At 58.1% G+C, this 13972-nt stretch carries 11 protein-coding genes; 2 read left to right on the forward strand and 9 right to left on the reverse strand.

Translation table 11 applies throughout. From position 1 onward, the window contains the following. Positions 1 to 94: 94 nt before the first annotated feature. From RISK_RS07970 to RISK_RS08005, 8 genes are read right to left on the reverse strand one after another with little or no spacing between them, the layout of a single operon-like run. Complete coding sequence (locus RISK_RS07970) at positions 95 to 2320, reverse strand: prolyl oligopeptidase family serine peptidase (protein WP_047813730.1); 2226 nt, start codon at positions 2318 to 2320, stop codon at positions 95 to 97. A gap of 60 nt (positions 2321 to 2380) precedes the next feature. Continuing rightward, the gene (locus RISK_RS07975; protein WP_047813731.1) at positions 2381 to 2956 is read right to left on the reverse strand and encodes a hypothetical protein; all 576 of its coding nucleotides are present in this window, start codon (positions 2954 to 2956) and stop codon (positions 2381 to 2383) included. Continuing rightward, a complete protein-coding gene (locus tag RISK_RS07980; RefSeq protein ID WP_047813732.1) occupies positions 2949 to 3830 on the reverse strand; it encodes a hypothetical protein in 882 nt (293 codons plus the stop codon). The genes RISK_RS07975 and RISK_RS07980 overlap by 8 nt, the downstream gene beginning before the upstream one ends. Further along, a complete protein-coding gene (locus RISK_RS07985) occupies positions 3827 to 4495 on the reverse strand; it encodes a MotA/TolQ/ExbB proton channel family protein (protein ID WP_047813733.1) in 669 nt (222 codons plus the stop codon). The genes RISK_RS07980 and RISK_RS07985 overlap by 4 nt, the downstream gene beginning before the upstream one ends. A 10-nt stretch (positions 4496 to 4505) precedes the next feature. After that, positions 4506 to 6221: an alpha-amylase family glycosyl hydrolase gene (locus tag RISK_RS07990; RefSeq protein ID WP_047813734.1), complete on the reverse strand. Its 1716-nt coding sequence runs from the start codon at positions 6219 to 6221 to the stop codon at positions 4506 to 4508. Beyond that, on the reverse strand, positions 6218 to 7495 hold the full coding sequence (locus RISK_RS07995) for a glycosyltransferase family 4 protein (protein ID WP_236696132.1): 1278 nt from the start codon (positions 7493 to 7495) through the stop codon (positions 6218 to 6220). The genes RISK_RS07990 and RISK_RS07995 overlap by 4 nt, the downstream gene beginning before the upstream one ends. 45 nt (positions 7496 to 7540) lie before the next feature. Next, positions 7541 to 8515 carry an HAD family hydrolase gene (locus tag RISK_RS08000; RefSeq protein WP_047813735.1) on the reverse strand — a complete coding sequence of 325 codons (975 nt, stop codon included), beginning with the start codon at positions 8513 to 8515 and terminating at the stop codon, positions 7541 to 7543. Then, complete coding sequence (locus RISK_RS08005) at positions 8512 to 9054, reverse strand: FxsA family protein (protein ID WP_047813736.1); 543 nt, start codon at positions 9052 to 9054, stop codon at positions 8512 to 8514. The genes RISK_RS08000 and RISK_RS08005 overlap by 4 nt, the downstream gene beginning before the upstream one ends. 321 nt (positions 9055 to 9375) lie before the next feature. Here RISK_RS08005 and RISK_RS08010 point away from each other — a divergent pair, with 321 nt between their 5' ends. Beyond that, a complete protein-coding gene (locus RISK_RS08010) occupies positions 9376 to 13059 on the forward strand; it encodes a PVC-type heme-binding CxxCH protein (protein ID WP_047813839.1) in 3684 nt (1227 codons plus the stop codon). A gap of 229 nt (positions 13060 to 13288) precedes the next feature. Here RISK_RS08010 and RISK_RS08015 read toward each other — a convergent pair whose 3' ends face one another. Next, the gene (locus RISK_RS08015; RefSeq protein ID WP_047813737.1) at positions 13289 to 13588 is read right to left on the reverse strand and encodes a FliM/FliN family flagellar motor switch protein; all 300 of its coding nucleotides are present in this window, start codon (positions 13586 to 13588) and stop codon (positions 13289 to 13291) included. A 43-nt stretch (positions 13589 to 13631) separates the two neighbouring features. Between RISK_RS08015 and RISK_RS08020 the strand changes: the two genes are divergently transcribed. Next, on the forward strand, positions 13632 to 13970 hold the full coding sequence (locus RISK_RS08020; RefSeq protein ID WP_047813738.1) for a hypothetical protein: 339 nt from the start codon (positions 13632 to 13634) through the stop codon (positions 13968 to 13970). Positions 13971 to 13972 lie beyond the last annotated feature (2 nt).

A 13972-nucleotide genomic window follows, 5' to 3' on the forward strand; every position in this document is an offset into this window, starting at 1 on the left:
CGGGAGATGTTTCAGTGATTCCGTGAACGGATCGCTCGAAGCGAGTGCATTCAGGCAGCGTTCATCATCGGAGGAGGCTGCTGAACAACCAAGCTCACTTCAAGTTTTCGAGCAAGAAAGCCCAGAGGTCGGCGTACTCGTCGATCTTCTTGCTGGTCGGTGTGCCAGCCCCGTGCCCGGCTCGCGTTTCGATCCGAATCAACGTTGGGTTGTCGCACGACTGAGCCGCTTGCAACGCGGCAGCGAACTTGAAGCTGTGACCGGGCACGACTCGGTCGTCCCGGTCCGCTGTGGTCACCATCGTGGCGGGGTAACACGTTCCAGGTTTCAAATTGTGCAGCGGGCTGTACGACAACAGGTTGTCGATTTGAGTTTCATCGTCGCTGCTTCCAAACTCGCTGACCCAAGCCCAACCGATCGTGAACTTGTGGTAACGCAGCATGTCCATCACGCCGACGGCAGGTAAACAGGCACCGAACAAATCAGGTCTCTGAGTCATCACGGCACCGATCAGCAATCCACCGTTGCTGCCACCGCGGACCCCCAAGCGTTCACGCCGCGTGAGGCCCATGTCAATCAAGTGTTCCGCAGCGGCAATGAAGTCGTCAAAGACGTTTTGTTTCTTCAGTTGCATGCCGGCTTCGTGCCATTCGCGACCGTACTCCCCGCCACCCCGAAGGTTCGCGACGGCGTACACACCACCGGCGTCCAACCAACCGGCGATGCCAGGCGAATAGGACGGCGTCAGCGAAATGTTGAATCCACCGTAGGCGTACAGCAGCGTGCGGTTGCTGCCGTCCAGCGGGGCGTCCTTGTGACGTGTGATCAGGATCGGCACCTGGGTGCCGTCTTTGCTAGTGCAGAAGACTTGTTCGGTGGTGTACTGGCTGACGTCAAAGGCGACTTCGGGCATGATCGCCAGCTCCGATTCGCCCGTGGCCACATCAACGCGGTGGATGCTCGGTGGCGTGACGTAATTGGTGAACGAGAAGAACGTCTCGGTGGCGTCCTGGCGGCCTCCCAGGCCCCCCACGGAGCCTTTGCCGGGCAATTCCAGCGGTCCCATTGGGGATCCGTCCAACGCGTAGCGTTCGACTTGGTTGAGCGCGTCGGCCAAGTAGTTGGCGAAGAACACTCCGCTGAGCAGCGAGACATGCTCCAGAACGTGTTCGCTCTGTGGGATGACCTCTTCCCAGCCCGCTCGATCGGCGGGTTCATCGACGTTGTCGTCAGTTCGCCCGGCATGTTCGGCCACGTCCAAGCTGATCACGCGGCGACGGGGAGCCTCGTGGTCGGTCAGGAAGAACATCGTCGATCCTTCTGAGCCGACGAAGTTGTAGTCGGCGTCAAAACCCATGATCAATCCGCGAACGGGCGCGTCTTCCTTCGTCAGGTCTTGAATGAAGACCTGCGTCTTCGGTTCGGTGCCCATCCAATTGGAAATCACCAGGTAGCGACCGTCATCGGTGACCGTCCCACCGAAGCCCCACTTGGGATGGTCGGGGCGTTTCATGACCAGTTTGTCTTCCGACTGAGGCGTGCCCAGTTGGTGCAAGTACATCATTTGGTTGTCATTGGTCCCGGTCAGTTCTTCGCCTTCAGCCGGTTCGGCGTAACGCGAGTAGTAGAACCCGTCGCCATCCGGTGTCCACGCGATGCCGCTGAACTTGGACCACTGGATCAAATCGTCCGTGTCTTTGCCCGTGGCCACTTCACGCACTCGCCAGGTCCGCCAGTCACTGCCGCCATCGGCGATGGCATAGGCGAGGTACTTGCCATCTTCGCTGGGAACCCATGACGCGAGCGACATGGTTCCGTCTTCGCTCAGGTTGTTCGGGTCCAGCAGAACTTCGCGGTTGGCTTCCCACTGCGAGGGTGGTGCATCGACGGGGGTGCGATACAGAACGCTTTGGTTCTGCAGTCCATCGTTGAAGGTGTAGAAGTACGTGTCGCCTCGTTTGGCGGGCAAACCGGTGCGAGAGTAGTCCCACAACGCTTCCAGCCGTGCGCGCATCGGTTCGCGTTGCGGCAGAGACTGCAAGTAACTCTGCGTGACCTCGTTTTGTGCCTCGACCCAGGCGGCTGTTTCGTCGCTCTCTACGTCTTCCAACCAACGGTACGGGTCAGCCACTTCGCGGCCGTGGTAGTTGTCAACGACCTCGTCAAGACGACTGACGGGATACTCGAACTTCATGCGGGTACTCGAATCGGTGGGTTCTTCCGCCGTGGCGACGGGTTGGGAAAAAGAGCTGATGCAAAAGCCGGCAAGGAACGTCGCCAGTGTCTTTCGAAGGCGGGCGTTGCGTCGGAAAACGGTCATGTTGTCATTCTCGTCGTGCTTCGTGGAATGCGGCGGTACAAAAACAATTGCCGAAATGCGTCACCGCGTTTCGGCGGACGGGGATGTTTCGTTGGAAGGAACCAATGGGCTTGGTTCGGTTGTGTCGCTGATGGCTTCATCAAGCGGCAGTTCAACCAGCTGACGACGTCGATCAATTTCGTCTTCGTCCAAGCCGGATTGCCGAAGCTGTTCGAGCAGGAACTCTTCGGCCATGGCGATTGCCGACGGTGTGCGACTGATTCGAACCTTGATGCCGCTGGCATCACCGGGGGCGGCGTCGACTGCTGAAAGCAAGGCCTCGAGTGCCAACGCGTTGCGTTGTTCCGGTTGATTCGCATTGGTGATCACGAGGTAGCTTTCCCCGTCGATCAAAACGTCGACGATCTCAGGTGTGATCAGCGGCAGCGGTGATTCGGATGCGGGTTCCGTTGGTGCTTCTTCAGGGCTGTCTTCTTCCGAAGCGACAATCGCATCCAGGATGGCGGATGAGCCATCGGGGCTGGTTGAAACAGACGGGGCTTCGCCGCTTTGGAAACCCAGTCCGAAGTCCAAGAATTGGCTGGCGATCAACAGTGCGATTCCACCACCCACCGCTAACGGGATTCGTTTACGCATCGTCTGGTTTTCCCTGAAGTGGGGTGAGGTTTTCGGTTTCAGTGGACGGTTCTGCAGCGTCCATGTCATTGGACTGTTCGGGGGCCTGAGCCGCACCGAGAACGGTGTATTCGAAACGGCTGGTCGGCGTGTCCGCTCGCAATCGTTCCAGTGTTGCGGGCATGGCATCGATCAACGGTTGATACACCCCGGCGACGCTTCGCGGGGCGTAGGAAACGAGCACCACGATGAGACCCTTGGGTTGCGGGGTCTGTTTGTAGGCGGCGAACAGTCGGTCGGCGATTTCTTGGGTGCGTTGTGATTGCCGTTGGCTTTCCAAGCGAAAGGTTTCGGTGTGTCCCGAAGCCTCAAAAACAACGTCGCCGGTTTCGCGAGCGTGAACGGTCCAGACTTCCGCTCGCTTGAGCAGTTCGTCGTGGCCGACCAAAAAGCGGATCAGCGTGTTGGGGTCGGCGGAGGCAAGCTGCCGCGAGCGTTCGATGGCGCGTGCGATGACGTCCTGCGAATCGATGCCGGGACGCAGGATGGTTGCTTTGGATTCATCCGTGTCAAGGTTCAGCCAGCCACGCAGCATCTCGATGGCGCGGCCGACGTCTTGGGCACTGGATTGCTGAGTCGCGAGAGCCATGTTGCGTTCGGCGACCGCACGGTCTCGCTCGGATCGCCACATCGCTTGCTCCTCCAGCAATGCTTGACGCTCTTGCGAGATCTCCCGTGTTTGTTCTTGGGAGGTTTCGCGCATCTCCATGAACTGAGCGAAGACGATGATCAGCAACAGATCCATCAACGGTGTCAATTGGAACCGAATTCGCCGATGGCCAACGCGGGAGGCGTGGAAATCGGTTTCGCTGGCAGGAGACGCCGATTCGTTCACGTCGTCGCTTCCATGGCGGGCGTGGTTGGCATCACGTTGGGATCCACGCGATCCGCAGGGCCGAGTTCACGCTTGGCTTTGGACGCGGTTTCGCGCACGTGCAAACGGTTCTCTGAAAGCTTGGCAAACCCGGGTTCGACAAAACTGTTGATCAACATCAGCGTGATCGCCGAAGCGAGTCCCGCGAAGGTCGACCAGATGGCGTCACCAAAGCGTGTCACGATCACGCCCACGGAGGCTTGGTCGTCAGAAGCGAGCGCCGCGCCGATGGCGAGGATCGTTCCCAGCACACCCGCCAGCGGGTAGGCCTCGATCATGGTCCGGGCAACATTCCATGCCGTGTCGAACCGAAGCGAATGCAGGTAGTCACGCCGTTCGTCCAGGATTCGCATTCGTTGGCTGAGTGCCACGCGATGAGACGATCCCGGTGGCTCCACCAAGACGTCTTGGATGTCCGCCAGGCAAGCCTCGATTTGGTCGGAGGGGTGGGCGTCATGATCCATCCGACTGCGATTGGGAAGCGAATCCGTGAACCGCTGCAGCGTTTGCACGATCTTCTTGCGATCTCCCCGTGCCCACAGGGCCAGCACGAAGAAAAAGAACACGTGTGCCAACGCGGCAACCACGATGGCAACAGTGGAGTAAGACGAGATCAGCTCTAGCATGGCCAGTTGTTCAAGCGGTGGAAGATGTCTTCAACCAGCGTACCTGATACGGCGCCATCGCGATGGGGGCGTTCTGATCAAGCGACTCATCCGCCAGGGCGTCGAAGGTGAAATCGCCGGTGAGGTTCGCTGGCTCGATCTGGCGAGTTTCGCTGGATAGGTTGGCCAGCACGCACAGCGGAGATTCGTCATCGTGCTGCCGTACAAACCCGAGGAGACCATCGGCCGGAAGTTTCAAAACCTCCTGCGAAGCGTTGGGGTGAAACGCGGTTTGCCTTTTTCGAACGCTCAATAAATGACGGTAACCGTCTGAGACGAGTTGTTGCAGTGAACCGGCATCGGCAAGAGCCGACTCCAGTTCGGATCGATCGTACTTGTGGCGATTGATGCGGCGGGGAATGTCCGATGCTTCCACGCCAGCAATGTCGTTGGGCGATCCGACCAAGGAATGGAAGTAAACCGCCGGCACGCCGCGCATCGACAACATGATCGCCTGCGTGGCCAAGAAACGTTTGGCGTGTTCCGTCGCGGGAACGGTAGTGCGATCGGCCACCGCATCCAGGTAAGTGACGTTCAGTTCGTACGGGCTTTGCGAGCCATCGGGTTGGGTACGCATTCCGATGCGACCACCATGAGCTTTCGCAATCTCAACGAGTGCGTCGACTCGCTCGGGTGGCAAGATGCCTTCCACGGGCCGAACCCCGATGCCGTCATGGGATGCCGTGAAGTTGAAATACGTGACTTGGTCGGTGGGTAAAACCAGCGACCGCATCCAGTTTTGCAGCACGCCGGTGTCACCGCTGTGAATGGCATCGAGCAACAGCGGCGGCAGGCTGAACTGATACACCATGTGGGCTTCATCGGTGCCGTCGCCGAAGTAGGAGATGTTCTCGGCGTGAGGCACATTGGTTTCCGTCAGCACGATGGTTCCCGGTGCGGCAACATCGAGCACGTGACGCATCAAACGGACCGCGGCGTGAGTTTGTGGCAGGTGCAAGCATGACGTGCCGATCTCTTTCCATAGAAACGCGATCGCGTCGAGGCGAATGATGCGGGCCCCTCGGCGCGCGTATTCAACCAACGTTTCCAGCATCGCCAACATGACACGCGGGTTGGCGTAGTTCAGGTCGACTTGATCGGCGCTGAATGTGGTCCAGACGTAACGCTTGCCCGATGCGGAATCGAACTCCGTCAGCAGTGGCAAGCTGCGTGGTCGGACGACTTGGGAGAGATCTTCCGATGGATCGGCGGTGGAATAGAAGTCCTTGTATTCCGGTTCGTCGTTCAGGAAGCCTTGGAACCAACGGTGTTGTTGCGACGAATGGTTGAGCACCAAGTCGTACATCAAATCAAAGCGTTCTCCCAACCGCTCGATGTCGTCCCAGTCGCCGGATTCAGGATCCACGGCCAAATAATCCGCGACGGAAAACCCATCGTCGCTGGTCGAAGGACAAAACGGCAGCAAGTGAACGCAGCGGATCAATTCATCGAGGTTGTGATCCAGCAGGAATTGCCGTTGGGCGTCGAGTGGCGACTTGCCCGGTTCACGAATTTGATCGGCGTAGGTGATCATCACCACATCGCGATGATCCCACAGTTCGTCGGGAGAGGAGGGATGGTTGGATTGATCAAAGCACCGTTGCAAACCTTCGGCGAGCACGTCGGGAACGTGCCCGTACACATCGGTGATCCGTGACCGAGTGGCATCGTCGATGGTTGAGCTCACAAGTTGTCCTGTCCGGTGAAGTTGGTCACGAGGGCTCGCAGTTTGCGCCGCAGCACCCCGTAGGAAAAGAAAGCACGGCCGATCTCATAATTGAAGTCGACCATCTCATCTCGGAACGCTTTGTCGCGAATGATCCGCTCCACCTTCGACACAACGTCCTTGGTCAGGTAGCCATCCATGGAGATGACCTTGGCCCCTTTGGGTTCGATGTCGGCGACGTAAATCGAATAACGATTCACCAACAACGGTTTACGATAATAGAACGCTTCCAACAAAGCGTTTCCGAACCCTTCGTAGATACTTGGGTAGGTGATGAAGTCGGCTTGCGCGTATGCATCGCCCAACGTGTAGATGCGATTGCCGTCCGCATCGATCGCGCGTTTGTCGCCGACTTGATGATCACACAACCGCAGGTCGACGCCACTGCTCTCGGCCAAGTCCATCAGGACTTGGAGGTACTCGTTGCCTTCGTCACCGCTGGCGTGAGAGATCACCAGTTTGCACTTGTCGTTCTTGAGCGCCGCGACCAACGCGATGGCGTGCTCGATGCCTTTGCGAGGCACCACGCGGGTGGGCTGCAGGAACAGGATGTCGTCTTCTTCCAACCCGATGTCTTCGCGGAAGTGCGACGAGTACTCATCGGCTTGCGGTGGTTCGTTTTCGAAGTCCAGCACGTTGGGCACCAAGATCGACGAGACACCCCGGCGGTGCGACAGGTCTTCTTGTGCGAACGAGTTGATCGTCACGTTTTGAATTTGTGGCAGCGCGGGCGGGAACGCCATCCACAGCATGTCGGTCACGGCTGAGACGCTGAACCGATCCCGTTCCCAGTAGAAATCGTGGTGGTGCGCGATCGTGGGAAAACCGGTTTCGGCGATGAAGTTGGTCAGCGCGACGCCGAGCGGCAAGTTCATCGGGATGCACAGCGCGTTTTGGACGATCAGCAGATCCAAATCGAATCGACGCGTGAATTCGTACAGCGTTTTCTTCAGGTAGTCCGCCAGCGTGTAGATCCGCTGGGTCACATCGGGCGTTCGTGTGCGAGTGCCAAACGCGCGGCGGTTGATCCATTCGATGTCAGGGTGGCCGAAGTAAGCGTGGGGAACGACCATCGAGGTCGCTTTGTCACGGTCGCTCTGGCCCGAGTACCAGTGGCTCACATGGCCATTGTCCCAGAGAACCTGGGCCCATTTCGCGCTTTCAAGCGACACCCCGTCGGTGCCGGCGAAACGTGTTCCCACAAAGCCGATTTGGACGCCCATCGTAGCTGTCACTCTTGCGTGTTTCGTCTGGCGGCAGAACGTCGCGGAAACGTTCTCTCACAAACACTCTACTATCTGATCCCAGTGTGTCAGCACCATGTCAGGCAAACATTTCTCGCAGCGAGCATCCTCGGTCCGCAATCGCAAGCTGCGACCGTCCCCCGCGAACAGTGCTGTCTGCAGTCCGAACTGCTTCGCCGCCCAGACATCGTTGAGCATGTCGTTGCCGATGTAGAGAACCTGTTCCGGCAGAATCCCAGTGCCACGGAGCTGCGAGATTGCACGCTCAAACAGCAAGGGCCCCGGTTTGGCGGCTCGATAGCGATAGGAAAAATGGCACGCGTTGAGATCGAACACGGATGACAGATCTCCCGCAATCGTTCTTTCAACCGAATCGCTTGACTCGCCTCGTTTCGTGTCCTGGGAACGCTTGGCAATCAAATTTTGAACGATCAACGGAGTGTAAAACTGAGCGTTGCTGACGATTCCTAAACGGCGGCCTTTGGCTTGCATCGCCATCAATGCGTCGTGAGCCCCCGGCATCGGCCAAACCGGATTGGAGCGGCCTTCGACGCCACAAATCCAGGCCGCCAAAATTTTTGGATTCGTTGCCAAATCCTCGCGTCCGTTGGCCTGCAGCACCCGCCGCCAGATCTCCAGGATGTCGACTTCTGGCTTGGGGTTCGCTTCCGAGCGAGCGGCCTCGTTCGTGGCCACGATTTGGTTTCGCAGTTGGTCGGACGTTGGAATGCCGGTCAGATCCTGGACACCGGCTTCCGTGGCGGCGTCACGAATCCAGCGGTTGGCGGCGTCGTGTTTCGCATCGTCAGCGGTTCCGACGTCGCCGCTGCCGCTGATGACCAGTGTTCCGTAGACGTCCAGCAAGATGACCTGGATCTCACCGAGGTCAATCAACTTGGGCTGAGTCAGCGGGGCGAGTTCCGGGGGCACGGCAACCGGATTCGGCAGAAGTGGCTCGGAAGAAAAAAGGAAATTTGTCAGGGAAGCGTCGCGGTCGTTGGATGAGTTCACGGCGAAGGCGATTGTTTGGGTTCGAAGTGAGGCGAGTCAATCGTATCGCCCGCACCGCCAAAACGCTGCCCCGAGGCATTCGATCTGCGTGGGTCATACCCTCGCGGATCAAAGCGTTCGTCCTCGGCGGGATTGCTGGTCGAACCGGGTTGGCCGCCACCGCCGAAGGTTCGCATCTGAAAACTTCCCGCGAAACGACGTCGCAACCACCCGCCGATCAGCCGACGTCCAGGTGGCGTCAACAAAGTGAACCCGAACGCGTCGGTCAACAAACCCGGGGTCAACAACAACACCGCTGCCAACGCGATCATCAACCCATCCTGGATTTCGCGGCTCGGCATTTTCCCCTGCGCCATGGCGGACTGGAAACGAAACCAGGTTGCCAGTCCTTCGCGGCGAGCCAGGTAGGAACCGATGATCCCGGTGATGATGACAATCATCAGGGTGGTCAACCAACTGGTTTCGTCTGCCAAACGCAGCAGCAGAACCAGTTCGATGAACGGGACAACGATCAAGAGAGCGAGAAGTCGAAAGAACATCAATTCGGGCTCGAACGAAGGAATGAATTCACTGCCAACTTGGCAAGGGAATCGGTTAAGATTTTAGAGGATACGACTCCATTGCGATTCTCGTTCCGCAAACGGGTGTCGCCTGCCTCGATTCCCTCCGTCTCTCCCGCTTTTTCGATGCGTTTTATGAATTCTCTCGCGTTTTCGCGGTCTCAATCCAGCTGCGGGGCCAAGTCAGTTCCGACCGGGTGGTCGGCTTCTTGCAAGGCTCAAACGACACCGAAGTTGGTCGTGCTGCTGTTGGGTTTTAGCACCTTTTTTCTGACGTTGGCCGGGACGAACGTCTCCGCCATGGATCCGTCGAAGCTGCCTGCCAAAACGCGTTTGGCTTTCGTGGGCAACGGGACAGCACAACGCATGAGCCTGTACGGGCACTTGGAAACCATGCTGCATTTGCGAACCAGCAAAAACCCGCTGGTGGTTCGCAACTTTGGCTGGCCGACCGACGAAGTTTCCACGCAACAACGGCCGGGAAACTACACGGTGATCGACGACCCGTTCCAGGTCTTCGCACCGCAAGCGTTCCTGTGCTTCTTTGGCATGAACGAATCGTTCGCTGGAGACGACGCCGAACACATCGCGAAATTTGAGGCCGATTACCACGCCTACCTGGATGGATTGTCGCAGCAATTTTCCAGTGATGGACGCCCGGTTCAGTTCGCTTTGGTCACGCCGATTGCGTTTGAACCCAGCGAAAACCCGTTGCAGCCGGATGGCTTGCTGCACAATCGTTACTTGGCCGCCTACACCGATGCCGTGAAGCGAGTCGGCAAGCAACGTGAGTTGACGGTCATCGATGTGTTCACGCCCACCGCTGAGTTGTTCCAGCAGCAACCCGGTTGCCAATACACCACCAACGGATTGCACCTGAACGAAGCGGGAGACGAAGCGGTTTCGTTGTTGATCGATGCCGGTTTGTTCGCTGGCGCGGGACCCGCCGTGGGGGCGGAACGCTTTGAAGCGATGCGGCAAGTCGTCAACGACAAGGCTTGGTTGCACCAACAAGATTATCGCATGCTGAACGGTTGGTATGTCTACGGTGGACGTCGCACGTGGGACACGGAAACCTTCCCCGGCGAGTTTCAAAAGATTCGCAAAATGGTCACCGTTCGCGATCAGTACCTGTGGGACATGGCCGCGGGCCGCGATGTGCCGGAAGAGGTCGATGATTCGAAGACCGGCGAAGTCTTCATTCCCGAAACCATGTTTGGTTCTCGCGATGATGGCTTTCGCGAAATGCGCGAGCCCAAGACGCTGGAATACCCCACGCCAGAGCAGTCCATTTCGCAGATGGAGATTCCTGACGGTTTTGAGGTGGAGTGTTTCGCCAGTGAAAAAGACTTCCCTGAACTGGCCAACCCGACGCAAATCGCTTTCGATCAACGCGGCCGATTGTGGGTGTCGTGCATGGTCAACTACCCACAGTGGTTGCCCGGCAGCAGCCGTCCCAGCGACCGGTTGCTGATCTTGGAAGACACCGATGGCGATGGAAAAGCCGATGTGTGCAAACCGTTCTACGACAAGCTGATTTGTCCGACCGGTTTTGAGTTCTACCAAGACGGTGTGTTGGTGATCGACGAGCCACACATCCTGTTTTTGCGAGACACCGATGGCGATGACGTGGCCGATGAAGTCACACATGTGTTGGACGGGATCGGCACCGATGACACGCACCACGCGATGGGAGCTTGGGAATATTCCAACGGCGGTCGACTGCACATGCAGGAGGGCATCGCGATGTCGACGACCGTGGAAACCCCTTGGGGCCCCGTTCGAGAAGCGGGGGCTTCGGGCAGCTACGTGTGGGATTTGGACAGTCTGCGTTTGACGCACTTCCGAACTCCCGGGCAGTACAACCCGTGGTGTCTGGTCTTTGATCAATATGGCAACGGCATCATTGGGGACGGGACCAACGCCCAACACCACTGGACCAACGCCTTGTCAGGCGGCGAAGTCCCTTCGAGAAAAACGCTGGAGCCAATTTTTAACAACCATGGGATTCGCCCCGCCGCTGGAAATGAAATCCTGCATTCGCGTCAGTTCCCCGAGGAGTTTCGCAATCGGTTGGTCTATGCGTGCGTGATCAACATGCACGGGATGCCCTCGTTCGAACTTCGCGACCAAGAAGACGAGGCGGGTTTGACCGGCGAACGATCCGATGACTTGCTGGTCAGCACGGACATGTTCTTCCGTCCCGTTGATCCCAAGATTGGTCCCGATGGAGCGTTGTGGTTTGGCGATTGGTGCAACGCTCTGATCGGACACATGCAGTACTCCCAGCGCGACCCGAACCGCGACCATGAACACGGCCGCATCTATCGGCTGCGTCACAAGGAACGGCCGTTGTTGGATGTGGTGACGCAGGCGGATTTGCCGACCATCGAGGTCATGGATCAATTGCTGGCGTACGAAACTCGCACTCGATACCGCGCCCGTCGTGCTCTGCGTGGTCGTCCGGTGGAGGAAGTGGTTGCGGCAACCAAGCAATGGTTGCAAGACAACCCAACCCCCGAAGCCGCTCTCGAAATCCTCTGGGTTCAAGAGTCGTTCCACCACGTGGACTTGGATCTTGCAAAGCGAGTTCTTGCGGAAGGCAATTTCCAGCAGCGTGCCGCTGCGACTCATGTGGTTGGCAACGAATGGCGTTTCTTGTCCGGAAACGAACAAGCCAACTCCGGCGATCAGATTGAATTGTCGGTGGACTTGCCCTTCGTTCAGTTCTTGCTGGAAGCCGGCCGAGACAAGCATGCACGCGTCCGACTGGAATCGTTGCGAGCCGCCAGTCTGATGGATCATCCCGTTGGCGTTCGAGTGGCCCTGGCCGGTGTGGATCGGCCCGCTGACAAATGGATTCAGTATGTTTTGGAACACACCATGTCAGCGCTTTCGACGCACTGGGACGGGGAGTCGACGGAGATCCAAGAGCTGATCGCTTCCTTGCCACCCAAGGCGGCGGAGTACCTGAAGGAATACAAGATCGCGACCGGTCCCGGCGCGGAGGTGTATCGGCCTTTGAAGGTGTTGGCGGATGTGGATGCCAAGCCAGAAGACCAAACGGTTGCACTGCAAAAGGTGGTTGCTGCGTCTCGCGGGAACGCTCAAACCGGTGCCAAGGTGTTTGAACGTGTTTGTTCCGCGTGTCACTTGCACGGGAAAATTGGCAAGGAGTTTGGTCCGGAGTTGACCACGATCGGCGAACGGATGACGAAGGAACACATCATCCGATCGATCGTTTGGCCCAACGAGGAAATCGCCAAGGGTTACGAGACCGTCATGATTTTGACGTACGACGGGGAGGCCATTGGCGGGTTCATCTTGAAGGAAGACGACGAAACGATCTCGCTCGGAATCGCCGATGGCAAGATCAAAGTCATCGACAAGGAAGAGATCGAGATACGCAAACCGATGAAGGCCAGCAGCATGCCCGAAGGTTTGACCGAAACGGTTGCACCGGGTGAGTTCCTGGATCTGTTGGCGTTCTTGGGTGGCAACTGGATCGCGACCAATCCCAACACGGATTACCCGCTTCGCAAGGACGGCGATCTGATCGAGGTGACACGTGATTCAATGATCAGTGTGCCCGGCGATTGGCCTGCCGTATGGAACCGCGAAGCCCAGCATCTGTTCAGCGGGGAAGGCGTTCGCCAAGATCGCTTTGCGGTGCACTCGAAACAACCCGCAACGGATCCAGCCGTGATTCTGCGGTTGGCAAAGCCAGCGGAATTGGTTCGCGGCACCATCACGAACCGTCGCGACGAGGAGTTCCACGACCGAGCGGAAGGCTTGGCCATGTGGACGTCGAACGACGGCAAAGAATGGACCCGAGTTTGGAAGAGCGAGTCGCCGCAGGCTGAGTGGGAGGTGGAGCTTCCCGAAGGAACGGTGGCCAGCTACATCAAAATCGGATTGGAAGGAACAGGGATCTTCCACATCGATCGAGCGGTCTTCTTTGGACGCCCCGTGAAGGGTGAGTAGCCCACCCGCCAACGTCGCAGCATCGCGGTGAGGAAACGAAATCAGGCCCGGTTGAAATCAGCAACTGGTTTTCAGACGGGCCTGGTTGCTATGAAGCAGTTCGGCAGGAGTCTTTCGGCATTTGAACTGTTTGGGCAAGCGCCACTATTCCGACGTACAACCGGGGCTAGCGCCCAAACGGCTCACATGGTTGTGCCTGATCATTCCTGCCGACCTGGATCGGGGCGGGTCAGTCCTCTTTGGGGACGCCAATCTCTCGGATCCGCAAGCCAAACTTGTCGCCAATTTTGACTGTCTCGCCGATGGCGATGGGGTGCCCACCCGCACGCAGTTCCAGCGGTCGGTCGCAGTGCACGTCGAAGGTCAGCATCGAGCCGGGGACCAGCGATAGAATCTTGCGAAGCGATTCCTTCTTCTCCGCCAGCGTGACGTTGACGGTGGTGCGGATCTTCAGAACCTTCTCCTGATACATCGAGGATGTCGGAGGCTTTGGTTCGCTCGGCTTGTCTTTGGTTGCGTTCTCGCTCATTCTTTCTTGATCCTGACACCTCGTTTATCGACCGGAAGCCACCATGAAATCAACTGTATTGTTCCTCTCCGGCGATTTGATTTTTGCCTCCCGTGTCCGCGCGGCCTGTGAAACGGCCGGGTTGACGTTTTCGCTGGCAGGACGATTGCCCGAAGAAGCCAACGAGGACGTGGGGTGGGTGATCGTCGACCTGTCGACTCGCAATGGAGTCGTCGCAGAATTGATGCCCACGGTTTCACGCGTGTGTCCCGAGGCTCGCGTGGTGGCCTATGGGCCGCACGTTCAAGTGGCTCGGTTGAAGGGGGCGCGAGAAGCGGGCGTGCCGACCGTGCTGACGCGGGGCCAATTCGACGCCGGGTTGTCGTCGATGTTCAGCCCCTGAGA

The organism is Rhodopirellula islandica (assembly GCF_001027925.1).
GTDB lineage: Bacteria > Planctomycetota > Planctomycetia > Pirellulales > Pirellulaceae > Rhodopirellula > Rhodopirellula islandica.

What these genes read in the sequence shown, in the direction of transcription:
- RISK_RS07970 (WP_047813730.1), bottom strand. Translation starts at nt 2,320, where the DNA reads ATGACCGTTTTCCGACGCAACGCCCGCCTTCGAAAGACACTGGCGACG.
- RISK_RS07975 (WP_047813731.1), bottom strand. Translation starts at nt 2,956, where the DNA reads ATGCGTAAACGAATCCCGTTAGCGGTGGGTGGTGGAATCGCACTGTTG.
- RISK_RS07985 (WP_047813733.1), bottom strand. Translation starts at nt 4,495, where the DNA reads ATGCTAGAGCTGATCTCGTCTTACTCCACTGTTGCCATCGTGGTTGCC.
- RISK_RS08005 (WP_047813736.1), bottom strand. Translation starts at nt 9,054, where the DNA reads ATGTTCTTTCGACTTCTCGCTCTCTTGATCGTTGTCCCGTTCATCGAA.
- RISK_RS08010 (WP_047813839.1), top strand. Translation starts at nt 9,376, where the DNA reads ATGGATCCGTCGAAGCTGCCTGCCAAAACGCGTTTGGCTTTCGTGGGC.
- RISK_RS08015 (WP_047813737.1), bottom strand. Translation starts at nt 13,588, where the DNA reads ATGAGCGAGAACGCAACCAAAGACAAGCCGAGCGAACCAAAGCCTCCG.
- RISK_RS08020 (WP_047813738.1), top strand. Translation starts at nt 13,632, where the DNA reads ATGAAATCAACTGTATTGTTCCTCTCCGGCGATTTGATTTTTGCCTCC.